Genomic DNA, 24,253 nt, shown 5'->3' with positions numbered 1-24,253 from the left:
AATGATAGAATGTTTCATGACCTGCCTCCTTGGTGTGGCTCTGTATTTGGGAACTGGGTTCCCAAGTATAACCCACGTTGCAAGGGGCAGGTCACTTGATTTTCAACTGTCAACCATTATGTCTATACCCTGTCCCCTGAACCCTGAATTTTTCATTCGTGGGCGCCATGCTCACCATTTTCGCCTTGACAGGCTTCTGCCCGATGAGTATTATGTTGTACCGTGCAGGCGCGAGCGAGCGCTGCTGCAAGTGATGCTTTAATAGAACAATTGTTGAAAGGAGTACACACCATGCCGTTTTATGAATATGTATGCGAGGGTTGCAACAAAGAGTTCGTGCTTTTGCAATCCATGACCGCAAAAGCTGAAGATACGGTCTGCCCCTACTGCAGCTCGAAAAAAGCCAGGAAGCTCATCTCCCAGTTTTCGTCGGTTGGCGGCAATAACGCGGTCTGCAGCACCGGGGGACATTCCTGGGGCGGAGGCTGAGGTTCCTGATCGATCCGCCGTGCGCGGATCAGAACACCTTACAAACCTGAGAGTCACTTGACTCTCAGGCTTTTTTATGTAAAACTGCCTTGCCACAACTGAATCGGCTCATTATGGCTTTTGTCTCCCTCAAAACATTCCTCCATCCCCGGTACTGGTATGCATGGCCGGTCCTGGCGCTCATGCTCATCATGAGTTGGATGCCTTCGCGCGTGCTCTGGGTCCTGGGCATCTGCCTCGGATCGATCGCGTCCTGGTTCCCCACTCACAATCGCCGCTTTGCCGAGCGCAACATCGAGTTGTGCTTCCCGAACTTGACCCTGCTTAAGCGTCGGCTGCTCATAAAGCGACATTTTCGTCTCAGCGGCTTCGCCATCCTCAGCCTCGGTGTATCCTGGTTCGCGCCACGGTGGAGGATCAAACGGTTCGTCACCATGCGAGGCCAGCAGTATCTGGATGAAGTCCTGGCAAGCGGTAAAAAGGTCATCGTGCTCGCGCCTCACTTCATCGGTCTGGACATAGGAGGGTTCCGTCTGGCTGCGGATAGAGACAAGAAGTACGTGACCATGTACCGCAAATCCAGGAATCCGTTGCTGGAGTACCTTTTTCATCGTCGCAGCAGGTTCGGCTCTATTTTCGTGGAACGAATGGCAAGCCTGAAACCGATCATCCGCGCCATCCGCGATGGGTGGATTTTTTACTACTTACCGGACCAGGATATGGGGGAGCGTGCAAGCGTCTTTGTCCCCTTCTTCGGCATACCCACGGCAACCGTGACGCTCTTGAGCCGCCTTGCGGAAAGTACGAATGCAGCCGTCCTCCCCTGTATCACCCGCATCCTTCCCGGAGGACGGGGGTACGAATTGCGCCTCTACCCGCCCCTTGAGAACTTTCCAACTACCGATCCAATGGCCGATACAGCGCATATGAACAAGGAAATCGAAAAATGGGTGCGCGAAATGCCGGAACAGTACCTGTGGTTCTATCGCCGCTTCAAGACCCGGCCGAACAACGAACCCTCTCTCTATGAATAAATGGCGTTTGATTGACTCGGGACCAAATCTCGGTGTGTATAACATGGCCGTTGATGAAGAACTGCTCGCCCGCGCGCAGGCGGGAGAACAGGTACCGGTTCTCCGTTTTTACACCTGGGAACCGGCCGCCGTCTCGATCGGCAGATTTCAGAAGATCGAAGGCGCGGTGAATGCCGAAATCTGTAAACAGCGCGGCATCGACATCGTGCGGCGCATCACCGGAGGCAGGGCCGTTCTCCATTGCAAGGAACTCACCTACAGCATCATTGCGCGCACGGACGATCCCCTCTTCCCCACGAATGTCCTCGGCGCCTACAAGCTCATCGCCGCCGGACTTCTCCAGGGGCTCAAGAACCTCGGCATCCCCGCGGAGATGGTCTCGCGTTCCAGCAGGCACGCGGCTCTCGTAAAGAAGGATGCTCGGGACCCCGCCTGTTTCTCCTCTCCTTCCTGGTACGAGATCCTCGTGCACAACAGGAAGATCATCGGCAGCGCCCAGCGCAGGCTGTCCGGCGCCTTTCTTCAACATGGCTCGATCCTCATGGACTACGATGCCGCGCTCGAAGCCGAGGTCATCCCCGGCGGCGGCAGCGGTAATGTCGTCACATCAATCAGGCAGGAACTCGGCAAGGATGTCTCTCTTGAAAAGGTGAAGGAAGCTTTGGTGAAAGGATTTTCAGAAGCGCTCGGAATAGAATTTACGACGTAGTTCACAGTTCTCTGTTCGCAAGGGCGATGGATAGAATTGCCGTACGAGCTATTTGATGTTTCTTCGCCTTGACTTCATAGAACATTGATTGTAAGATAAAAATGAAAATATTGAGGCTTTGAGGAGGTGCTTTCATTATGAATCTCGCGGTTAAAAAAATATCCATTCACCCGTATGTTATGAGGAAAAAAGGCGTCTGCGGCGGCAGAAGCATCATCCGCGGCACCAGAATACCGGTATGGTCTCTGATCCAGTGGTACAAACAGGGCATGACCATTGAAGACGTAATGCGTGAATTCCCCCAGCTCAAGCCCGCACAGGTGCATGATGCATTTTCCTATTACTACGACAATCGGAAAGAGATAGAAAAAGATATAACCGAGAACGAGATGGAGCCGCACGCAGTCGCGAGCTGACGATGGAGGAGAAAATATGGATCCAACGGTGCAGAACATTATGCTCGAAATGCGGCGGTCGCTAAAGGATCTTTATGGAGAATCGCTCGTCAGGATCATGCTTTTCGGCTCCCATTCTCGGGGCGATGCGTCACCGGGATCGGACATCGATGCTCTCATCGTGCTGAAGGGCGCTGTAAAACCGGGTGAAGAGATTGCGCGCACGGGCGGAATCGCTTCGGAGCTGTCACTTAAACATGATGTCGTCATATCCTGCACCTTTGTTTCTGCGGAACGGTATGAGACAGAGCAGAGCCCGCTGCTCATCAATGTACGGCGCGAAGGAGTGGCGGTATGACCCCCGATCAGGCGGCGCTCATCCGGAAGGCGCAGGAAAGCCTTGAGGCCGCCCGGCTGCTTGCCGGCAAGGGGTTCACCAGCTTTGCGGCATCGCGCGCATATTATGCGATGTTTTATGCTACCGAAGCGCTCTTGCTCGGCGAAGGGCCCACGTATTCGAAGCATTCAGCCGTGATCGCGGCGTTCGGGCAACTGTTCGCGAAGACGGGCCGTGTCCCGAAGGAGTACCACCGCTACCTAATTGAAGCCGAAGGCATCCGCAATGTCGGCGACTACGATATTCATTCCAGCCTTACCGCGGAGGAAGTCGATCGGCATATGGATCGGGCGCGACAATTTCTTGAAATGGCAGAGCGTTTTCTGGGACAGGTTTGACCTGATTGAATGAGAGAGTCCGCCTTATGCGTCCCCTGTCCGGTGGACAAGGAATGGCGCTGGATAGAATCGAATCATTGCTGAGGTGGATCCGCGGACAGGTCTTGAAATATAAGGGGCTGTCTTTTCAAGACCCCAACTATCATCGAGTTTGGCCATCATGCCGCGATCATTGAAGAGATCTCGGATACGTCTGCCGGTATGGTCATGCACGAAACATCCATCGGCGGCAGCCCAATTAGCGCTATGCTGCAGGAAGAACAGTTGCCGAGGATCTGTTAAGACATTTACTATTAGCATTACGTTAACATGTACTTCCTGAAGTCGTTATCGGGGCTATTCTTTGAAACTCATCAAGATACAACCTGAATTTGTTAACAGCTACCCCCGTTCCTATTGGACATGGTTGACATTGCCGTGAATCAATCGTATATTCGTTCGAAATACTATGAATGGTGCGGTGCCCCAGAGCTAGGTTGTCAGGTTATATAGGAGGTAACATGAAAAATAAAGGCGTCATCATAATTCTCGTGGGACTTGGCATTTTATTCATAAGTTTTTTCTTTTCATCTGGTTATCACGCTGGACTGAATATTATAGGCAATATATTCCGCATGGAAATCGTTTTCAGAGATACGTATAGTATTGATGCGGCTGGTAATCTTATTTCACGAATTGCTATTCCACTGAAATATCCACTTTCTTTTTCGGGCTTGCTTATTCTAAGCGGAACAGGCATTGTATTGGTAGCCAAAAACAAAGGAACGAATTGAATAGGCTGCTAAAGCATTTGCCGCTTCCGGGTTTAGTGTGGGATACCCCAATATGTTGAGATCACCTGTTTTCGCACAGTAGTGCATAACCAACGGAGAATTCAGGGCTTTCCCTTTTAACTGCCGGGGGTTATGATCTTTCCCCTATGCTATATTTTGGTGCTACCCACACTCGTTCCGGAAGGACCCTTAATTACTAAAGTTTCCTCCGCAACACCTCCCTCGCCGCCACAACACCGGATATCGACGCCTGGATCAACCCGCGGGTCACTCCCGCCCCATCTCCAACAGCGAAGAGGTTCTTCACTTCCGTTTCAAGACGCGGCGTGAGTTTCAACTTCATGGAATAGAACTTCACTTCAACACCGTAGAGCAGGGTATCACCCGAGTTCACGCCCGGCGCAATATTGTCAAGCGCCTCGAGCATCTCGGTGATGTTATGAAGATGTCGGTACGGCAGGATAAAGCTCAGGTCACCGGGCGTGGCATCTTCGAGCGTGGGTCGGACCGAACCTTCCGCGATGCGTTCAGGCGTTGACCTTCTTCCCATCTTGAGGTCGCCGAGCCGCTGGACGATGACACCTCCGCCCAGCAGGTTCGCAAGACCGGCGATATATTTGGCATAGGCTATCGGCTCATCAAAAGGCTTCGTGAAATCAGTGCTCACAAGCAGGGCAAAGTTGGTGTTGTCCGTGGTCCTGTTCCGGTAGCTGTGGCCGTTCACGCTGTAAATGCCCTCGCTGTATTCCTTCACCACCTCGCCGTAGGGATTCATGCAGAACGTCCGCACGCGGTCGCGAAATCTTCTGGAGTAATAGATGAACTTTCCTTCATACGCCACATCGGTAATGTCTTTCATGATGGGGGCAGGAAGCTCGACTCGCACCCCGATGTCCACCGGATTTTTTTGGACCGATAACCCAAGTCGCTTCGCCTCTCCCGAGAGCCAGGTGGACCCTTCCCTGCCGGCCGCCGCAATGACATAGGTTGCATCGAACGCATTCCCATCCTCTGTCGTGACGCCGGTCACTTCCCCGTTCCTGGTCTTGATCTGCTCCACCGGGACTTCAAAAATGATGTCGATCTTGCCGGTGAGATGTTCCCTGATCCTGCTCAGGACTTCCTTGCAGAGGTCGGTGCCGATATGCCTGATGCGCGCGGGGATGAGCTCAAGGTTGTATCCCGCGGCTTTTTTCTTGAGACGGGACAGGGCGGCATTGTCCTCGCCGTGCACCGCTCCTCCGGCGCCAAAGGACAGATAGACAGCGTCGACGTAGTCGATGAAGGTAGAGAGGTCTTCAGCAGAAAGGTAGTCCTTCAGCCAGCCGCCGAATTCAGGAGTGAGCGTAAGCTTGCCGTCGCTGTACGCGCCTGCGCCGCCCCAGCCGCACAGGATGCTACAAAGACTGCACTGCACGCAGGGGCTGTCGGATTCGACCATGGGGCAGGCACGCTGCTTAATATCGCTGCCCTTCTCGATCATAAGAACTTTGAGATCGGAGTTTTTGACGAGTTCGAGCGCCGCGAAGATGCCTGCGGGCCCGGTGCCGATGATGATGACGTCGTAGGAGGTGGGCATAGGATAAAAGTTAAAAGTTCAAAGTTCCCCCGACAGGACCATTCGAGGGCAGGCTGCGTTCAAAGTTCAAATGCATTTCATATACCATTCATGTTCTTTTCTCTATTAGAATTGTATCGTAATCTCGGTATTAGTCAAGCCCCGGGCGGAACTGAAATGGCGGATCGCCGCTGATCCGTGGCGGCTATCCAGCTCTGGAGGGCGGACTTTTCGTGAGCGGTTTTGTCTTAGACCTACGGGCTGCTCACCCTTCTTCGGTTATGAGCGGTTCGATCTGAAGCCGACGACCATGCACTACCGTTGTAATCAAAACCATTCCGCGGTCCGCAGCATAGCGATAAATGACACGATAATTATCAACGATTAGTTCTCGGTGGGGAAGATATGGAAATTCGGGGATGTGCCGTCCGGATTCCGGACTGTGACGCAGGCGGGTGTGAACCGCGTGCGATGTAGTCGTAAATACCTTCCAGGTCAGCAATAGCAACCTCGCCCCATATTAGTTCTGCCATTTTTCGACAGCCTTGTTAGGGTTTCTTCATGGGTGAGAGTATTACCGGCCTTGATTGCGGCATCTCCTGCTTCGATCTTTTGCAGCAAATAGAGGCGATACATCACATCCTCAATATCGACGGTATCGGGTAGTTCTTTGATGAGCGTTTCCAGCTTTTCCTTTGTAACGTTCATGGATTATCCTCCAAATGAAGACCTTGTTAGGCGGGAATCAAGTCAGCTACCAACGGCTTTTCCTTGGTTAATCGGCTTACTCCCATTACCGTGAACCCGAGAACATTGCCCTACTCGTCCACCCGTTCCATAACCGCATCGTTATTCGTTTCTTTCATATATCCGGCTTTATCAGAGAAGAGAACCTCCAAAAAATCACCTTCCGCGTCATACCATATTTTTATCTGTTGGGCCATGGCTGTTCCCCTCAAGCGGCGCTATGCTTCATGGTCCTTGGTTTTGCGCGCTTCAGATGCAGTTTCCGGTCTTTCAAGTATTTTTCCGACTCTTCGCGTATTCTTGCCACCCGCTGATCAGCGCTGAGGTCCTTTTCTTCTTCGTATATTTTTTCCATGATTTCGTGTATTTCCTTAAGCGCCTTCGGTCTTTTCATAAGTCAGCCACCTCCTCCGGAGAGCATATTTCAATATCGCGATACCCGAGCAGTCTGTTGACGCCGTTACCATCGTACGCGTCTTTAATTTTACCTTGTTGACTTGGCCCTGTGAGATTCCTCATAACTTTCCAACAAGGCGCCGATATCTTTTCCTATATTGAATTCAATCCGAAGCTACTTTACGATGGAATAACTTCCGTCGGGGTTGGCCTTCAGTTTCCCCTTCAGAATTTTTGCGGCCTCTTCCCGTCCTCGTGCATAGTATTCCTGTTTTTCCTCAAAGCACATGTCCTTAACGTCGTTATACACCGCATCTTTCCATTCCCAGACCTCGGCAAGGGCCTTCGAAACAGGGGCGGTCTTTTCAATCGTTTTCATAGACAACCTCCATGGGATTCGCCAAAACCAGCGGGTAGAAATAACCCTCTCTCTCATTCACTATTTTAACACTAATCTGCTTCTGAATGTTAGCAAGATGTTTAAAATTCCAGGACAAAAGCACGTCCACTTGATTGCTGGTGGCGATCGCTATATGCTGCGCATCTTCCAGCTTCTTTTCTGGAATGACTTTTTCTCGGATATAGGCCGCGGCAAGATCTTCGACAGCCTTGTCAATTGCGAAAATTCTTAGGGAATATTTCTCAATGACTTCGAGGAGCTGTTTCTTTTTCTCCACGTTTTTCGTCTTTTCTATTTCGGCAATGACGACATCGGAGATGTAGGTGATGTATTTGCCGGTTTTGACATAGTTGTCAAAAAAATCCTCAGTGATTCTTCTGAACTCAGGGGCGTCGTCGACAAAAAGGAAATTGATGACTGATGTATCGAGGTATATTTTCAGCTTTTTCATTTCACCAAGCCCTCCCCAAAATGGCCTTGCCTTTATCAGCTGCAGGAACACATGTCATAGTCAGCTCGAGCCTTGCCCCGTTGCTCCTCTTCTATAATGATCCGGCCAACTTCCCAGTAGGACGCGACCATTGCCGCATTGACAGCCTGCCATGCGCGGGATCGCGCCTGGGTCAGAACGTTCTTGATGCGCCCATAGACGTGGTCGAGGCTCTCGTGATCTTGTGCAATGTCGGTCATAAAGTGACTCTACCAACTTTCCTTATGAAACAACCGCTGAAGCTGGAATACAGGGGTGATTATGTTGGGTTTCACTGAGTTCAACCCAACCTACTGGCTGACCTATTCTTCCGCCAACGCTTCCAAAGGTTCTACCATGCCATTTTTTACGGGATCAAGTTCCAACTGTCGCATGATCCATGCCTCTCGCTTTTTAGGATCCTCACTGATGGCCTTCTCTATTGCAAGCGTCTCGTGATATTCCTGTGCCGCAGCAGTCATCGTCCATTTTACGGTTCCGGCGAGACCAAGTTTTTCAACTTCTTCGCGAATATGCTGAAGGTCAACCTCGAAAAACTCCTTGCGATAGTTGACTTTATTCATTTGTTTCAAGAGAAAATGCCGGTGCAGTTGGAGCTCTAATGCCGGAGCATTCTCACTGAAGATAAGCGCGTGGACATCGAATTCAAAGGGAACGCTTGAGTCCCCGAGTTCACGTATTCGGTCCTGAGGTTCAAGTCTTCGGGTCAAACCGATTTTATATACATGCTCACCAAATGATCCGATATTCGAGATAATGTACACGTGGCCGCGCTTTGTCTGCTGTGCCATGGATAGCGCACGTTGATTTCGTTCTTCCGCCTGCTTTAGCTTCTCGGTAAGTTCCTGCAGTTGCAGTTCATACTTGGCCTTCTGTTCGGCACCTGCCTGATCGAACTGCTTTTGGGCCTTTTCCATTGCCTTATGAAGCATTTCTTCGTCTTTGGCGGCTTCACGCATGGCACGCTCGTATTCACGACGCGCTTTTTCCTCCTCGCGAATCTGTTCTTTGATCCGACGCTGCTCTTCTCGGTCTTCCAGTTTAAGCTGCTGTGCAATAGCAGCCCATTTCAATTCTTCAAGCCGTGAATTCATGTATTCTTCGGTGACTCTTGCATCCCTGAAAGCCTTCCCATTGAAGTTTACCAGCGTGAAGGCGTCGCGGAATTCCTGATCCAATTTTCCAGCATTATCATTCTTGACCCGCGACAGAATGGAGTCCACTTTCCCATTGAATGCGTCTGTTACGAAGTTGATGGCGGTTTCTCGCCTATTTTGCTCGACGTAGTCACAGGTAGCCGCAGTGCCGTTGCGGATCATTAGCTTTGAACGTTCCCTTGCTTTCTTAAGTTCTTCTCCTGCCTGTGCGTACCCGAACTCCTCGGCCAAATCATCAAGCAAGCTATGTCCTGGTACGATGTATTGGTCGCCATACCCTTCTATAAGATTTTTCATCGCCTTGACTGTCTGCTCGTAAAGAGACGCATTTTTCATGGCCTCATAAGCACTTCCGGCGATTTCCTCTGCCCTCTTATTGGCCGCGTCTACAATGGTCCCGGCCTGGACGGTCGCAGAATTAAGGGTAGCCTTGGCTTCCTCTTTAAGTTCCTTCGACTGTTGTTTCGCTTCTGATGTTATCGTGTTGACCTCATTATTGGCATTTGCCAGCAACGTGGATGCTTCTTGTTGAGCACCGGCGGTCAGAGTAGCTGCATCTGTGGTTGCTTTATCCATGACCGCCTGTGCTGTTTTGATCAGTTCCTGCGCTCTTGCGTCAGCATCGGCAACTACAGCCCACTTGGACAGACGTTTATTGTCAGACTCCAAAGCCGTGGCGCGTGCAGCCCACTGTTTGCTTTCCTTATCGTACTTGTTTTTTAATTCGCGTAATTCAGTGTCACGTTGAGTCGCACTCTTTCTCAGCTTCAACAGCTGGAAACCGAGGAAGATAACGGCGGCTATTGCCGTGATTAGAAGTAATTGAAAATCTGTCATAAGCCTGAATCCCCTTTAACTGGTACTATTGATAATGCCTGATAGCAATCAAATCCACCCCTTTTCAGAAATCTTTTCATAAATTGGCAGCTTACTTTTGAGTGATTTAGCAACTCCATCCAGCCCCGGGAACAAGCTCTCGTGGCTAATATTCATGCGATATAGTTTTTCAAGCGCCTTTTTATATTCTGCCGGATCTTTCATTTTAATCACGAATTTAATGATATTCTCTTTTTTGTGCCATTCAGGTAAAGCCTTTAAATTTTTTTCAAAAGGGATAGAAACATTCCCGGGACAGAGAAAAACCCCCTGCTGAATAATGAGCCGCCTGTTAAGTGAGAGTGCATTTTCTAGGAATACGAATTTAGCAGCGTTTTTCATATATAACCGTTTAAAGCTATTTTCGTCTCTTTTTTCATTGCGCATCTTTATGCGCACTTTCCCGACACGTTTCTCTGCCTGTTTACGACACCATTTGCTATTTATACACCATACAACAGGGTCTTTACAATCTGTGTCTTTTCGTTTGAAGCCTGCCTCCAAACTGAAGAAAAGAGCAATGAAAGGTGAATAATTAAAATCTAAAAGGCGCGTAGGTGCGCCATGATGTTGCATGACGGAGAGACAGTAGAGTGTATCGGATATTACGAGTTCTTTGTTCTCCCCATGATAGCGACGTTGGAAATCTTTAATCAAGGTACTTTCTATATCAGCCATCTTTCGCTTTGTATCTAAGCAGTAATCTTCACATGCACGCTCAAACGTTGTCTTTAAGGACAAGTCAGAGAACTGCCCGCGAAAAACCCATTGTCGGGCAGGATTCTCCTCTAACTTTTCTATCTTTTTGAGAAAGTTGGCCCAGGTATTAATCGGCTCTTCATAAAAGTCAGGCATGGATATTCCTTTCAATGCTTTGATTGTAATTCAATCTCTTAGCAGACGATATCCCACGCCGTACAGGAAGAGCGTGCGGGGAACCCGTTTACGCTCTCGCCTCCACAATCTTTATTTCCTCCTCCGTCAAACCGTACAACTCATACACCAACTGATCAATCTGTTGATCGGTGGCGTCGATCTGGCGCTGGAGAGCGGTCTTTTCGTGGTTAGTTTTCGCATCAGGCAGTTGTTTGTTGAGCGATAGCATTTGGGCGACTAGTGACACCATTTTGTCGTGGCTGGCTTTGTTGGTTGGATCGGTGAAGTTGACGGTGCGTATAGGAAGCCGCTCTATATATTGCCTGTTGTACGCATAATATCCCCCGCTAAATTGGCTGCTGTATGATTTTAAAAAAACATCAAGTAGTTTTGAGTTAAGCAAACCTAAAACATATTGCATGGAATATTCGCTATCTTTTAGCGTGATTCCGTAGCCGCCACCACCACCGCCACCACTTCCAACAAAATAGTAATAATCGTTTGCGTCTAAAGTAAACGATGCCTTACTGGCAATACTGGGGGTCAGTATTTTGGCCTGTTCCATCTCACTGAGGTTCTGTGAACGACCGAACGCATACCATTTATCATGTTTCCATTTTCCACGCTCTCGCGCTTCGAGCGTTGACCGGTTTGTCTTTAAATAGTCCCATGCCGCCGGATATTTATCTGAAAGCTCCTTTGTGGTTAGCAAGATAGCTTTCCCTTCTACAAGCCTATACGGAAACAATATCGATTTCGTCAATTCATTAACATGATAACGTCGAATGTTCACTGATCCTTTGCAAAGTGGATGCATCAGTTCACGTTCGATACGATGTTCTTGTTGAGTAGCTTCAGAAAAATAGCGACCGCGTCCAACATCTGATAGAATAAATACGGGATCGGCGCCCGTTACCAAACCTTGGAAGATTCTATCTGCCACATTTTTTAACTTCACAGGCATTTTGTTCAACTTCTCAAAAAGATCTGCACCGCTGCCGACTGTAAAGTTCCACTCAGACGCAGTAACATGTTTTGAAGGTATATCCCCTTCGGTACTCCTACCTTCAGCACGCCAGCTGTTAAGATCATCAACTTTAATGAATTTGCACTCAGAACAGCCCGCCTTGTCAAGGAACAAGAGGCAAGTATACGTTGTCGCTCCTGCGAAAACCTGCTGATTATCGAAATGAACAACTTGCGCGAGATGCTTTCCTTTAGCAATGATAGAACGTAAGGCTTCGCCATATTGTGCATTGAAGAACTTGTGAGGTAAAATGAAGCCTAGTCGGCCAACTTTACTCAAGAGTCTCAGCCCTTTTTCAACAAAGACAACATAAATATCGTAGCTGCCTGTTGCAGCAGCTTGGTAAAGGTCTTTATAAAGTTCGACCTCGACGGGTGCCCACTCCTTCATCGTCTGTATCCGGATATATGGCGGATTTCCAATAATTGCATCGAAACCGCCAGCATCCATTATTTTTGTATATTCTGTTTCCCAGTCAAAGGCATTGATGCGTACAATTTCATCTTTGTCCGGTTGAATCGTCAGCTGCTTATTATAGTCGTGCCCGATAAGCGAGTTGCCGCACTTGATATTGTCGCCAAGGTCGGGCAGAGCGCGTTCATGGAACATGCGGAGCTGGCTCTTAAGGGTCTGGTTGTTCTCGCCTTCGAGAACTTTGAGAAGGAGAGACAACTTCGTCACTTCCACGGCCTGCGAGTCGATGTCGACGCCGTAGATGTTGTTCAGCAAGATACGTTTCCTTTCGGCGGTGGTCAGACGATAATCACCGCCCTGGGCCTGATACAGCGTCGGGTTCTTGCTCGTGGCCCACTTCTTTGGATCGTCATTCACATACCAATCGCGGTGCCAGTCGAGGAGGTATTGGTATGCGCCAAGAAGGAATGAACCAGACCCGCAGGCAGGGTCGAGGATTTTCAGCTTCGATGCTTCTTTGGGTGTTATCTTATTTCCCCCTTTGGCAAAGGGGGATTGAGGGGGATTTTCCACCGACGAATCAAATCCCCCCGTGCCCCCCTTTTTCAAAGGGGGGTTGGTCAATAATGCGCCCACAGTGTTCCTGACAATATAGTCCACGATGTACTTCGGCGTGTAATAGACACCACCGGCTTTCCTGACCTCGGGTTTCTCCTCGACAACAGCACGATGCCCATCAGTCAAACGAATGACCTTCCCGAGGAACTGCTCATAGACCTGGCCGAGGATGTCGGCGGAGAGGACGGAAAATTCATAAGGGCTTTCGGGATAGTAGAGACGGTTGATGATGTCTTTTAATGGTTTGTCGTCGATGGAAATGTTCGGGGTGAGTTTGTCCGGCTCTTCGTGCCGGTCTTTTTCCCGCTGGAAATGGAACAGACCGGAATTGTACCGATCATCCGCCTGGCTGAAGAGCTGGACAAGCCGCTTGTAAACATTCGTGCCGTTCAGCTGGGTCTGGAGCCTTCCGTATTCCTCAATGCCCCGGTCCTCGCAGATGCGCAGGAACACAATGCGGTCGATGGTGCGCTGGACCGCGAAATTCAACTCCCGCTGGGTAAGGTCGGCATTTCGGAGAGCGATGTTCCGGGCGAGCATGTCGCGCCAATCTTCGATCTCTTTCAGAAATGCGTCATCCACCGTTGCAGTGCCCTTCTTGAGCCTGCTCTTCTCGGCGTACTTGTCAAAAGAGCCCCTGAGCACCGCCTCGCGCGAGAACACGGAAAAGATGAGGTCCCATTGCTTTTCGTATTCTTTGTAAGTAAAGTAATGGATGCGTGCGTTGGAGGCTTTATCGGTTTTGTCTGGCTTGATGCGCGTGTCGTAGATCGCGAACTCTTCGAAGTCACACAGGATGCTTAAGGGAAGTTTGGCCGACCAGGCATAGCGGCGAAGCTGAAAGGCGGGCGGAATTTCTTCTTTGATGTAGATCGACGGTTTCTTTGCTTCGAGGAAAAACTTCCTCGTACCGCCGATGCGAAAGCAATAGTCCGGGGCCTTGGTGTCCGCGCCGACCTTGATGGAGTCTTCGTGGATAACGTCCTTATACGCCTCGGCATAGCCTTGGCTGTTGTTCATGTCCCAGCCGAGGGCCGAGAAAAAGGGATCGAGAAACTCCTGCCGGAGCTGCATTTCATTATACTGCCCGGACTTGTAGGCCTCACGGTTCCGTTCGAAGCGTTCCACCAGATCAAGGATTTCCTTGGGCGCTGCCATGCGGCCTCCGATGAAGAGTAATCGCGTACAGCTTTCAACCGTTCATAGAATATCATCAAACGGGGCCAAAGACAAGCGAAGGATGAGGTGGTTTAAGAACGAACGCGGACAGGCGCCGGGCTCATTCAGATCGAAAGAAGTTTGCGTTCTCCATTCAGACACCGTTGCGCAAGCAGCAGAAGTTTCAGGTAATAACTGTCAATACTGGGGACAAAATCGTCCGTGGTCACGCGCACCCGCTCTTCCCGCGCTCCAGTCCTGTACAGGGCGCCCTCCGCGCTCGATCGGTTACCGGAGAAAAGCTCGATCCCCTGCTCAAGGTCCATCTCAAGCACGCTGTCTACTTCTTCCTTCTGGAGGACAAGCGCCTCAGGCCGGACATGACGCATAAGTATAAACACATCCTGGATTTCGTATTCAATCACTCCGGGAGTAGAACAGTACACAAACACCCTGCGGCCGACAGGCAGTAAATCCGTGAAACGCGCTTCAAGACCAAGTTCCTCCCTGATCTCCCGCGGACCGGCGACCGTTGCATCCTCGCCTGCAGCGTAGTGCCCACCAACGCTTACATCAAATTGCCGGGCGCTATCTTTTTCTGTGCTGACCGCTTCTGAAAGAGCGCTTGTCCCCCGCCGTCTTGCAAAGAGATGATGAGACAATGAAAAGCCCCGTGCCACGCGCCGATCCGGTGCGCCTCATCGCGTGAAATGATTTCGCCGGTCTTGCGGCCGGTGCAGTCCAAAACGTCAAAATATTCCATCCTGACGGCCCCCTCCTCAGCATCACAAACAATGGAATTGATTATACGACACTCTGTTTTCCCCCGCAAGGGGCTGATATTTTCATGGTATCTGCACTCTGTGTGCTGCGACGGGTTACATGTACGGCGGTCACGGAGACTGCGAAAAACGGCACTCCAGTTGCGGGACATGGGGCGGAGAAATGAGAACAGTATCCGGCGGGACTTTTACTTACCTGTCGAGCTTGATGATCCCTTTTGAGATCGCATATTTGACGAGCGCGGTGCGGGAATGGATGCCGAGTTTCTCTGAAATGTTCGTCTGGTGGGCAATGACCGTCTTGGCGCTGATATTCAGAAGGTTGGCGATCTCCTTGTGGCTGTAGCCCTCGGCGATCAGTTTGATCACCTGTTTTTCCCGGTCGGTGAGCTTTTCGTAAAGGTCCTCTCCCCCAACGGGTTCCTTGTGCTTGCCGAGATAACCATCGACCACTTCCGACGCTATCGAGGAGAACAGGTAGAATTCCCCTCTGTTCACCGCCCGGATCGCATTGAGCAGATCACTGCCGACCGCCTTCTTCAGCATATATCCGCAGACGCCTGCCTTCAGAAAGCGGGAGATGTACTCCTTGTCATCGTATTGAGTAAGGACGATTATCTTTATGTTCGGATCTGTTTTCTTCAGTTCAACAGTCGCCTCAAGGCCGCCCAGTTTGGGCATGGAGATGTCCATCAGGACGATGTCAGGTTTCAATTTATGAACGCGCTCGATGGCCTCGATTCCGTCGGACGCCTCGCCGACCACCTCGATGTCATCGCACATCCTGAGAAACGCGGCGATCCCTTCCCGCACGAGTGAGTGGTCATCCGCGATCAACACGCGTATCTTAGGCATGCTGCACCTTTTCCGTCAGGGGAATTTCCATACAGACCCTGGTCCCCTCGCCCGGCATCGAGTAAACCATCAAACGTCCGTCAAGCAGCGAGGCCCGCTCCTTCATCCCGATGATTCCCAGGCCTTTGGCGTTTTCAATAGGACGGCTCATTAAAGAATCGACGTCGAACCCGTCTCCGTCGTCCTCCACGGTAATGTGGACCGCGTGCTCTTTCGCGTCCAAAACAACGAAAACATTTTCCGCATTTGCATGGCGCGAGGCGTTGATAATCGCCTCCTGAAGTATCCTGAAAAGCGTGATTTCCACCGCCGGAGGCAGCCTTTTGGTGAGCGGGGATTCAATGTCCAAATAATAATGGATGCCCTTTTCCTGAAGGTGGGTAGCCAGCAGCCACGTTATGGCGGCATCCAGTCCGAGGTCATCAAGGATCGTGGGCCTCAGGTCCTTGATAACGGTATGAATATTGTCGATGGTTTCCAGCGCGATCTTTCTCATTTCATCGATTTGTTCCACGGTGATCTGTTCCGGATGCACTCTGCAGATGTCCATTTTTATTAAAAAGGCCGAGGTGTCCTGCAGTATCGTATCATGCAGATCTCGGGCTATCCGTCTGCGCTCATCTTCCTGGGAGGTAATGACCTTTTTCAGCAAATGCTCAATTTTCTTCCCGCTCTCCCGTATCTGCTGGGTCCTCGTCGCTACGCGGTTTTCCAGCTCCAGATTTTGCGTTTTAATGCTCTCCAGCGAAGCGGCGAGCCTGCTTCTCATATCATCAAAGCTTCTGCTGAGCTGCAATATTTCATCGCTTCCGAGATCTCCTACCGGCGTTGAAAGATCTCCCGCGGCTATTTTATTGGAGGATGCTATCAACGATCGCAGCGGCCGGACAACGTTGAGGCTCGCGCCGATCGAGAAAAAAGCCGACACGCCGATAAAGATCAGGACGAGCAAAACGAATTTTTTTTCCAGGCCGCTTGCCGGGCCGAAGATATCCTGCTCCGCCTCGCCGACGATGACGCCCCACTTGGCCACACTCAGCGGAACAAAGGCAAGACGGTCAACCGGCCTCTTTACCGCGTCAGGATGGGAATAGCCGTGCCGGCATGGCAGGATCCCTTCCTTGCCATCCATGATCATCTTCCCCAGATTGCCATCATGGGCATGGTGCTGAAACACGCGCGACGGAACATCCGATGCAACCACGGTCTCATTTGCGTCAATGATCTCCACATAACTATTTGTCTCAACCTTGCCGCTCTGCAGGAGCTCATTCAAAAAACGCTCCGTCGGACTGAGAATGCCGCCGGCGATCCCGTTGATCCTGCCTTCGCTGTCCCTCAGGGGCGTCATCATGAAAATGACCTTTTTATTGATCGGCTCGATCGTGTAGACGTTGGAGATGACCGGTTTCCCGGTCCGGAGCACCTCATTCACGTAGGTGATGTAGGTAAGATTCGAAAAATAGTCAACGTGCGGCGGATAGGTCAGCAGTTCATTGCCGTGCTTGTCAAGAAGAAATACGCCTTCCGTAAAAAGCGAATATTTATACACGGTTTCGAGCATCCGCTTCTCGTGCTGCCAATCACGTTTATTCGGATCAATGGTGCCCGAGAGCGAGATGTCTTTGAGCCGGTAGAGATTATTATTCAGAAAAACTTCGACGTAGTTCGAGATGATCCTGGCAAGGGCAAGCCTGTTCTGCAGTGATCGTTGGATGCTCTCATGGACCGCGTAGTAGCTTACGATCCCGAGGGTGGCCGAAATAATAATGACATTGAGCAGTACCGCTATGATTAATTTTTTCTGCATTGGCCCTAAAATACATCAACGGACTGCTTCTGTCAACAACGTATCTTCGCTCGTTACGCGGCGGGGGAGAGGATTGATAAACGGCATTGCAAGAGCTATCCCGTATGCTTTCCGGAATTATTTGCCTGCTCTATCTGACTTTTGTGGGCATATCCCGTGAAGATGCTCTTGTTCAGAGGAAAGACCTCGGGGCTGAACATGGAATCGTAGATGTGCCAGATGCCTACGAGAAGGAATATCAGCATGGCCTCGTTGGTGTGGACCACCTTTGCGGCCGGAATGAACTGTCCGGGAAGGTATTTTGTCGTGACGACCGGGAACCAAAGGATGAATCCCGTGAGGATCTGCTGAATGCCGCCCAGGAGGATGAGCCAATAGATGAATTTTTCCTTGTAGCTGTATCTGCCGCCTCTTGCCGGCTGTTCTGCCATGCCCAGGTAATATCTGACATTGTGTACGGCATCCTGGGCATCCTTGAAAGAAACCAGCATGGAAGTGTCCCATTGCTCAAAAATGATGCCGATGACGTTTACCAGAATATGCTGGAACGTGAGCACCGTGAACAATACCGCGGCGAGATGGTGGAGCACTCTCGTCGTGTCGATCCCTCCCAGAGCAAGAATGATGGACTGTGAGATTCCCAGGGTGTAAAACTTCTGAGAAAGACCGGTTGCCGCCAGAACGACAAAAAGCAGGATGAGCGCCAGGTGCTCGATGATCCGGTAGACGCTGAACCTCCTGATGTTTTCCCTCTCGTCCGACATTTCTGGTGACATCATAGGAATCACTCCTTACCTGTTCACGAGGTATCGCCAGATGTGCAGAAAGATCTGGAAAAGCAGGCCGATCACCATGAGCGGCATCATGATCCTGAAGAACTGCTCGGCGATAAAAACCAGAGGCGCGTTCGTGAAGCTCGGCTTGTAGTGGGAAATCCACGCATCGGGAAAGTTCTCGCTCGCGTTGCTGTGGCATTGCAGACACCTTTTCTGCAAAGTCTTTTTGAACGTCTGCACGCCGATGCCTGAAACGCTGGCAATGTCGTGCGTTCCGTGGCAGTCCGTGCAGACGGCCATCGGACGATCGGGCTGGTAGCGCTTCTGTCCGTCGTTCTGCTCGTTCCGATAGAAACCGATCGTCACCCCGTGAAAATCGGCCAGGTAGGTCTTGACCACGTCGGTGGACAGCCCGTATTTTCCCATGATCGTCTCATTGGAATGGCATTTGCTGCAGGTGCCGGGCAGGGTTTCACGGAAGTCCGACGATGAGGCGTCCTTGATGCTGTGGGAGGTGTGGCAGTCAATGCAGGTCGGGACGTCTTTATTGTTCTCTTTTAACAGAGCGCCGCCGTGGACGCTCTGCGCGTACACCTCGTAGACCTTGCTATGGCATGTCTTGCATTTTTGCACGATCCCGAGCCGGTTGCTGCCGAGCGATGAAACGGCATGCCCGCCGTGGCAATCAATGCAGGTGGGCGCCTCCAGCTTCCCCACGCTGAGCATTGCGTAGTGGATGCCTTCAGACGCCTTGGAATACATGTCATAATGGCATCGTCTGCAGATCTCGGACAACGAGAGCCGGTATTGGCGCTCGGACCTGAACCGCATGCGCGGGTGATCATCAGCGGAGAATCCGAAGTGGCAGTCCGAACAGCCGACATTTTTGTGCGGCGATTCCCGCAACTCGGCTACCTTGACACGGACCGAAAGGGTCTCCCCGCTTTTGAAGGTCATGTGTTTCTCGGAGGCGTGACAACGGAGGCAGTACTGCTCCTCGGACTTCGATACGTTGCCCCCGGCAATGTGAGTAACGGCATGGGCACTGTGGCAATTGGTGCACACCACCGCCTCTCCCGCCCCTTCTTTCTTAAAGAGGGCCTCATGGATGGCCCGGGACTTGAGTGTCTCTACGGCATGGCAGTCCCGGCATCCATGGGACTCTTTTATCCTGAATTGAAGCTTGTTTCTGAAGGCACGATCGGGATGGCGTTGGTCGGTGAACTCCTTGTGGCACGCGGTGCATTGGAGCGACCGGTGGACCGACAGGGCAAGGGTGTTTGCGTCCACATAGGTCGAGATGAAGTCCCCGTCCGGGAATTTTTTTACCGATCCATGCTCTCCGTGGCATTTGAGGCATCGCTTGTTTTCCTGGTCATCTGCAATGCCCTGACCGTAGGACGATGAGGCGGGAAGTGCCAGACTGACAATCAGCACGACCCCTATCATACACGCCGTAAGTCTCATGCCATCCTTTCCAAAAGGAATACGATCTCCTCTTGATTAGTGCGTACCCCTGTACTCGGGAAGCTCGCGCATCACCGGGAACCTGTTCACGATCCACCTGAAGACAAGCACATGGAGCGTGACCATCGCCATGACCATGGTGATCTCGGTCCACGGCGGAATGATGTGATGCAGATGGTCAGGCAGGTTCCAGTTGTATGCGATCAGGTTGATATTGACCCTGTTCATCAGCACCCCTGCGATCGCATAGAGTGAAGAGAACCGGATCACGCCAAGGCTTCCAGACTTGATGCCGATGGTGAACAGGATCATCGGCCCTGCCACAAAACCAAGCAGTTCCACCAGATACCAGTAGCCATACGGCGTGGACAGCAGACCCCAGTTGCTGTCCTGGGCCAGCGCGAGGACCTTGAGGGCAAAATACACGTACATCGACAGCGCAGCCCCTTTCCCGAGGCTGAGCGTCCATCCAGGAACGCTCGTGATAAACTGCTCGTCGCACCTGGTTCTGAAATATTTCACGGATGCATACGCAAGCAGGATCGCGAACGATATGGCCGCAAAGACCGCGGAGCTGAAGAACAGCAGCGGGAGGTGCGAAGAGTACCATAATGGATGGAGCTTGCCCGGCGTGATGAGGTACATCGCCCCCAGGGCCGACTGGTGCACGGTCGAGAGGATCACGCCGCCGATGATAAGCACCACCGTGACGGAAATGGCCCACTTGTGGAGCCGCTTCGAACCCAGCCACTCGAGAATGGTTGGAGAGAACTCCAGGAGCTGGACCGTGGAATATAATGACACATGCCAGGCTACAATGAACAGGACCGAGGACGGCCCGAAGTTTATGAGCATGGGATAGTAAATGCGCCACGGCCTGCCGAGATCGATCAAAAGGTACGAGGCCGCAAACGCATACCCCAGCATACCGCCCAGCACGGCAAGACGTACCAGCGGTTTATAGGACTTCATTCCGAACAGATAGTACGCTGCCGCCACCACAAAACCCGCGGCGAACATCGGCTCCCCGGCAAAGATTCCCCAGCTGAGCAGTATCCCCCACGGGTATTGGGCCGAGGCATCAACCACCGAGGCAAGCCCCCGTGTGTACCGCATGATAAAAACCGGTGCCGCAACAAGAAGGATCACGACCGCGATAAAATTAAAGGGCGTGGCAAGAGCCTTGGCATATTCCGGCATGCTCATGCCCATGAACAGCTTGTTCATGAACCATTCCTTGAAGCCTCGCGAAGAGGCAGGAGGTTGAGACGAATACTGAATTCCGGTACCCATTACTTCACCTCCTTGTGCTGATCAGCGCTTTCTTTTTTATCATCTTTGTCACGGCCGTGCGTCGCCGCATATAAAAGTCCGAATATCGCGGGGAATGTCGTGAAAATGACCGGGATCGAGGACAGATAGTTCTTGGTAAGTTCGATCGGCGCCTTTTTCGGAAGGTTGGTCGGAAAACCGAGCTGTTCGAAGGGGATACCGGACAGATAAAGCCAGGACGTGCCGCCGACTTCACGCTCTCCGTAAATGTGGTCGATGTATTTCCCGGGATCATCCGTGATCCTCTTCCGGGCAAGTTTCAGCAGGTCCGCCCTCTTGCCGAAGGTGATCGCGCCGCCAGGGCATGCCTCGGCGCAGGCCGGGATCTTCCCTTCCTTGATCCTGCCGTAACAGAGGATACATTTGACGATCTTGGGCTCCAACGCGCTTTCGTAGTCATAGCCCGGGATGTTGAACGGGCATGCGATGACGCAGTACCTGCAGCCAAAGCAGAGGTTCTCGTTGTAGATGACCGCGCCTTCCGGGGTCTTTGTGTATGCATGTATGGGACACGCGGTGGCACATGCAGGCTCCAGGCAGTGGTTACACTGGATCTTCCGATAAACAGGTTTCGACGGATCTTTGGGATTATCGTACCGGTTGACAATGGTGTAGGTCTTGGCATCGGGCCAACGCTTCTCCTCAAACACGGAACCGTCGTCAAACAGCTTATCGGGTGCCGGCATGTTATTGGCTTCGTTGCATGCTTTTTCACAGCTGCGGCATCCCACGCATGCAGTGAAGTCGGTCAACATGCCGAAGCCGTCCGGCCAGCCTTCAAACTCCGGCTGAGCCATTGCGCGCACAGGAGCGGCAAGCGCAACACCGCCCGCCAGCATGGATATCGACAGAAATTTCCGCCTCGTAAGCGGGGGGAGCGGCAGTTCCTCTGCGCCGGTCCCGGCGTCCTGTTCGGGGCCGTCTGTTGATCGGCCCGTCTTACTCTCTGACATAACTATGACCTCCTAAACATATTTTGATGGTTTCAGGTTTATGTCCATGCTCACGTCTTGGCATGACACGTCTTTACACACGCCCCGGGTGAAGAACCAAGGTCCCCGATTCCCACGTGACACTGAAAGCATTTTTTATGAAGCGCGACCTTCAGGCCCGGCATCTCGGGCATCTCCGGGGAATAGTCTGAATGGCATGAACTGCATGCGGCAAAGCCCTGCTTCACTGAAGACTTAAATGCCCCTGCACTCAGCGCATGGCACTCGGTGCAGGTTGCCCTCATTTTATCATTGTGCTGATGATGGCATGTCCCGCAATTGCCTGCGATGGAGGCATGCATTTCGTGGTTAAACGTGACCGCACCGTACTGGCTCTTCAGCTTTTTGATCACGATGGTGCCGGGCATCTCCTTGCCTTCAACCCTTGCCGGCGATACCGTCATTGTGGCGATCATTCCTGCCGCCACCAGTGTGGCGCAAGCGGCAGAAAACAGCATCTTCACTGTGTACTGCTTCATCCTCTCCGTCTCCCTTCACAAAAGTTGTTATATGTTACTATAGAATAGAATTTTTGTCAAAATGGAAGCAAAATTGTAAGGGCGGCCCTATGTGGCCGCCCGCATTTAGGGCAACCACGCAGGGTTGCCCCTACAGATACAATCTCATCATTAGACCTTCGTGCCTTAGCCTGCCCCGTCTTCACCCCGCCATGGCGGGGCTAGTCCGGGTTACGTCCTCTTATCGGAATCTTCCCCTTTGGACTTCTTCGTCTTTCTGCGGCCGGCAAAATACGCCCGCACCGGGCTCCATCCACCGGTTGTCATTGCTCCGATCCCCCGCCCGATCGGCTCCGCCATGCCCTGGGCAAACAGGACCGGCAGGGCGGCAAGGTAAGAAAGGAAGTAGAACGGGGCCATTGCCACGTTTTTGGCAAGCTGGAGCCTCGTCACCTTGTCCTGGGCCTTTATGAATCTCACATCCTCCGCGACCGACTCCCGCAATCCCTCGAAAGGCCTGGCTTTCAGCACCTCGCTAAAGACGATAAAGCCGACCACGGAAAGAAGCGCTATCACATATTGTACCGCATTTACATTGCTGATAAAATCAAAAAGTGTATGCATGCATATACCTCCCCTGTCTGAATTTTTTATAGTATCAAAACCAACCAAAGAACTCTGAGAAAATCCTGTTCACTGCTCTGCGCAAGATCCGCTATTGCTTGTTCTTCCCATCATCAGAAGAGGTTGTGTTCCTTGTTTTCTTCATCTTCTTCCCGGCCAGGTATGCCGCGGTGGGCGCATAGCTGAATGAGCCGGACTTGCTGAACAGCTCTTTAAGGAGCAGGTATGAAGCATATCCAACCCCGATGAGCGCGCCGGTCAGCGCGATGACCCAGGCGAGGACCGCTATCCCCAGGCCGTACGGGAAAACGACCGAGAGTGCGAGCGCGAAGAAAATAAGGACAACGATCGGCTTCTGTCCCGAGAGCAACCCTTTCTTGTGCGGCTGCGTCCCCTCTTCCGGCAGTTTGTGGTTCTCAGAGAGTGTCGTTGCGTCTGTTGCCATCTGTTGACTGTTCGTAAGCATGATATGATCCTCCTTTAATTAAGGTTGCGTATTTAAACAAATCGTGATCTGGCCGGGGATACCCCGGTCAAGTTCTTTTGCTTATTTCGATTTTCTGCGGCCGCTGAAGTAAGCGTGCACAGGCAAACCATCAATCACACGCCCCATCATCCAACCGATGAATGTTCCACCGGTGACAAATATCGTGCCGGATATTAATACTCCCAGAAACATCGACAACGCTACGGTCACCCTCGGCAAGAGGTCTGCTTTCAACGGTAATCCGAATACACTTCCTGCCAGTTTGATTCCCAGCGTTCCTCCCAGAAATGAGCCGGGCAGCAAACCAATCATTACAAAAATGGCCAGCCCTGCTCCCGCTCCGATATATGCTGCTTTCTTTGCCATAGTACCTGTATGCATGTTAGAGCCCCCCTTTCTTAGTAATAGAGCCCCTGCCTTTGCCGCTTGTTTTTCCCGTTTTCTTGAATCCATGAAAGTATGCCCGGGTAGGATGCCAGTTGAAAAACGCGCCCTTGCCCTGGGTCCTGCCGCTGACCTTGACGCCTGTTATGGCGACTTCGGCCAGGGTGTTGATGAGAGGGACGAGCCATGAGATGAGGAACACTCCGATCCCGAAGAGCGGGAGGAAGGTCACGAACATCATTCCCATGACCGGTGCGATGACCAGGAGACTGAACACTGACATCCTCATGTAGCTCGTGCTTTCATCGCCCGGAAGAATGCCATCCTCGCTCATCGTGATCCTCCGTCCGTCCATAGGATTCCAGTACAAACCCCTTTCCACCATTGTTCCGCCCTTATCGATGATCATTTTGCTACCTCCTCTAATTTCCTGT

The 24,253-nt window shown here is 51.6% G+C and carries 30 protein-coding genes and 1 pseudogene; 7 read left to right on the top strand and 24 right to left on the bottom strand.

Annotated elements, in window-relative coordinates; translation table 11 throughout:
* Positions 1-291: 291 nt before the first annotated feature.
* The 7 genes from M0R70_06990 to M0R70_06960 all read left to right on the top strand — a co-directional run bounded on the left by M0R70_06990 (position 292) and on the right by M0R70_06960 (position 4,135).
* Entirely contained in the window at positions 292-489 is a 198-nt protein-coding gene (locus M0R70_06990) for a zinc ribbon domain-containing protein (protein MCK9419106.1), read from the top strand.
* 113 nt (positions 490-602) lie between these two features.
* Entirely contained in the window at positions 603-1,523 is a 921-nt protein-coding gene (locus tag M0R70_06985) for a lysophospholipid acyltransferase family protein (protein MCK9419105.1), read from the top strand.
* 43 nt (positions 1,524-1,566) lie between these two features.
* Entirely contained in the window at positions 1,567-2,232 is a 666-nt protein-coding gene (locus tag M0R70_06980) for a lipoate--protein ligase family protein (GenBank protein ID MCK9419104.1), read from the top strand.
* A 137-nt stretch (positions 2,233-2,369) separates the two neighbouring features.
* Positions 2,370-2,648: a DUF433 domain-containing protein gene (locus M0R70_06975; protein ID MCK9419103.1), complete on the top strand. Its 279-nt coding sequence runs from the start codon at positions 2,370-2,372 to the stop codon at positions 2,646-2,648.
* 16 nt (positions 2,649-2,664) lie between these two features.
* On the top strand, positions 2,665-2,985 hold the full coding sequence (locus tag M0R70_06970) for a nucleotidyltransferase domain-containing protein (protein ID MCK9419102.1): 321 nt from the start codon (positions 2,665-2,667) through the stop codon (positions 2,983-2,985).
* Complete coding sequence (locus M0R70_06965) at positions 2,982-3,362, top strand: HEPN domain-containing protein (GenBank protein ID MCK9419101.1); 381 nt, start codon at positions 2,982-2,984, stop codon at positions 3,360-3,362. Before M0R70_06970 ends, M0R70_06965 begins: the two co-directional genes overlap by 4 nt.
* Before the next feature lie 500 nt (positions 3,363-3,862).
* A complete protein-coding gene (locus M0R70_06960; GenBank protein ID MCK9419100.1) occupies positions 3,863-4,135 on the top strand; it encodes a hypothetical protein in 273 nt (90 codons plus the stop codon).
* Between the two features lie 196 nt (positions 4,136-4,331).
* On the opposite strand, the gene M0R70_06955 is transcribed toward M0R70_06960, so the two are convergent.
* From M0R70_06955 to M0R70_06840, 24 genes and pseudogenes are all read right to left on the bottom strand, one after another.
* Positions 4,332-5,714 carry an NAD(P)/FAD-dependent oxidoreductase gene (locus M0R70_06955; GenBank protein ID MCK9419099.1) on the bottom strand — a complete coding sequence of 461 codons (1,383 nt, stop codon included), beginning with the start codon at positions 5,712-5,714 and terminating at the stop codon, positions 4,332-4,334.
* Between the two features lie 244 nt (positions 5,715-5,958).
* Positions 5,959-6,195, bottom strand: a complete 237-nt coding sequence (locus M0R70_06950; GenBank protein ID MCK9419098.1) for a type II toxin-antitoxin system RelE/ParE family toxin — start codon at positions 6,193-6,195, stop codon at positions 5,959-5,961.
* Positions 6,189-6,401 (bottom strand): hypothetical protein, encoded by a 213-nt coding sequence (locus M0R70_06945; protein MCK9419097.1) that lies wholly within the window; start codon positions 6,399-6,401, stop codon positions 6,189-6,191. Before M0R70_06945 ends, M0R70_06950 begins: the two co-directional genes overlap by 7 nt.
* A 113-nt stretch (positions 6,402-6,514) precedes the next feature.
* Positions 6,515-6,637, bottom strand: a pseudogene (locus M0R70_06940) (DUF2283 domain-containing protein).
* 11 nt (positions 6,638-6,648) lie between these two features.
* Positions 6,649-6,834, bottom strand: coding sequence for a hypothetical protein (locus tag M0R70_06935; GenBank protein MCK9419096.1), 186 nt, complete (start codon positions 6,832-6,834; stop codon positions 6,649-6,651).
* Between the two features lie 177 nt (positions 6,835-7,011).
* Complete coding sequence (locus tag M0R70_06930; GenBank protein ID MCK9419095.1) at positions 7,012-7,215, bottom strand: hypothetical protein; 204 nt, start codon at positions 7,213-7,215, stop codon at positions 7,012-7,014.
* A complete protein-coding gene (locus M0R70_06925; protein MCK9419094.1) occupies positions 7,202-7,687 on the bottom strand; it encodes a type II toxin-antitoxin system VapC family toxin in 486 nt (161 codons plus the stop codon). Before M0R70_06925 ends, M0R70_06930 begins: the two co-directional genes overlap by 14 nt.
* 35 nt (positions 7,688-7,722) lie before the next feature.
* The gene (locus tag M0R70_06920; GenBank protein ID MCK9419093.1) at positions 7,723-7,926 is read right to left on the bottom strand and encodes a DUF1016 N-terminal domain-containing protein; all 204 of its coding nucleotides are present in this window, start codon (positions 7,924-7,926) and stop codon (positions 7,723-7,725) included.
* 102 nt (positions 7,927-8,028) lie between these two features.
* Positions 8,029-9,720, bottom strand: coding sequence for a DUF4041 domain-containing protein (locus M0R70_06915; GenBank protein ID MCK9419092.1), 1,692 nt, complete (start codon positions 9,718-9,720; stop codon positions 8,029-8,031).
* Between the two features lie 48 nt (positions 9,721-9,768).
* Positions 9,769-10,614, bottom strand: a complete 846-nt coding sequence (locus M0R70_06910) for an FRG domain-containing protein (protein MCK9419091.1) — start codon at positions 10,612-10,614, stop codon at positions 9,769-9,771.
* An 88-nt stretch (positions 10,615-10,702) separates the two neighbouring features.
* A complete protein-coding gene (locus M0R70_06905; protein MCK9419090.1) occupies positions 10,703-13,852 on the bottom strand; it encodes an Eco57I restriction-modification methylase domain-containing protein in 3,150 nt (1,049 codons plus the stop codon).
* Positions 13,853-13,977: 125 nt separating this feature from the next.
* Positions 13,978-14,514, bottom strand: coding sequence for an NUDIX domain-containing protein (locus M0R70_06900; protein MCK9419089.1), 537 nt, complete (start codon positions 14,512-14,514; stop codon positions 13,978-13,980).
* Positions 14,421-14,615, bottom strand: a complete 195-nt coding sequence (locus M0R70_06895) for a hypothetical protein (GenBank protein MCK9419088.1) — start codon at positions 14,613-14,615, stop codon at positions 14,421-14,423. Before M0R70_06895 ends, M0R70_06900 begins: the two co-directional genes overlap by 94 nt.
* A gap of 211 nt (positions 14,616-14,826) precedes the next feature.
* A complete protein-coding gene (locus M0R70_06890; GenBank protein ID MCK9419087.1) occupies positions 14,827-15,489 on the bottom strand; it encodes a response regulator transcription factor in 663 nt (220 codons plus the stop codon).
* Entirely contained in the window at positions 15,482-17,299 is a 1,818-nt protein-coding gene (locus tag M0R70_06885; protein ID MCK9419086.1) for a HAMP domain-containing protein, read from the bottom strand. Before M0R70_06885 ends, M0R70_06890 begins: the two co-directional genes overlap by 8 nt.
* Positions 17,300-17,394: 95 nt before the next feature.
* Positions 17,395-18,078, bottom strand: a complete 684-nt coding sequence (locus M0R70_06880; GenBank protein MCK9419085.1) for a cytochrome b/b6 domain-containing protein — start codon at positions 18,076-18,078, stop codon at positions 17,395-17,397.
* A 12-nt stretch (positions 18,079-18,090) separates the two neighbouring features.
* Positions 18,091-19,542, bottom strand: coding sequence for a hypothetical protein (locus M0R70_06875; GenBank protein ID MCK9419084.1), 1,452 nt, complete (start codon positions 19,540-19,542; stop codon positions 18,091-18,093).
* Between the two features lie 36 nt (positions 19,543-19,578).
* Complete coding sequence (nrfD, locus tag M0R70_06870) at positions 19,579-20,835, bottom strand: polysulfide reductase NrfD (protein ID MCK9419083.1); 1,257 nt, start codon at positions 20,833-20,835, stop codon at positions 19,579-19,581.
* On the bottom strand, positions 20,835-21,827 hold the full coding sequence (locus tag M0R70_06865; protein ID MCK9419082.1) for a 4Fe-4S dicluster domain-containing protein: 993 nt from the start codon (positions 21,825-21,827) through the stop codon (positions 20,835-20,837). The genes nrfD and M0R70_06865 overlap by 1 nt, the downstream gene beginning before the upstream one ends.
* A gap of 50 nt (positions 21,828-21,877) precedes the next feature.
* Entirely contained in the window at positions 21,878-22,345 is a 468-nt protein-coding gene (locus M0R70_06860) for a cytochrome c family protein (GenBank protein ID MCK9419081.1), read from the bottom strand.
* 210 nt (positions 22,346-22,555) lie between these two features.
* Positions 22,556-22,948, bottom strand: a complete 393-nt coding sequence (locus M0R70_06855) for a hypothetical protein (protein ID MCK9419080.1) — start codon at positions 22,946-22,948, stop codon at positions 22,556-22,558.
* Between the two features lie 91 nt (positions 22,949-23,039).
* Complete coding sequence (locus M0R70_06850) at positions 23,040-23,414, bottom strand: hypothetical protein (GenBank protein ID MCK9419079.1); 375 nt, start codon at positions 23,412-23,414, stop codon at positions 23,040-23,042.
* 81 nt (positions 23,415-23,495) lie between these two features.
* Positions 23,496-23,801: a hypothetical protein gene (locus M0R70_06845; protein MCK9419078.1), complete on the bottom strand. Its 306-nt coding sequence runs from the start codon at positions 23,799-23,801 to the stop codon at positions 23,496-23,498.
* Positions 23,802-23,817: 16 nt separating this feature from the next.
* A complete protein-coding gene (locus M0R70_06840; protein ID MCK9419077.1) occupies positions 23,818-24,228 on the bottom strand; it encodes a hypothetical protein in 411 nt (136 codons plus the stop codon).
* Between the last annotated feature and the right edge of the window lie 25 nt (positions 24,229-24,253).

Source organism: Nitrospirota bacterium (assembly GCA_023229435.1).
Lineage (GTDB): Bacteria > Nitrospirota > UBA9217 > UBA9217 > UBA9217 > JALNZF01.
This window is presented reverse-complemented; position numbering and strand designations above follow the sequence as displayed.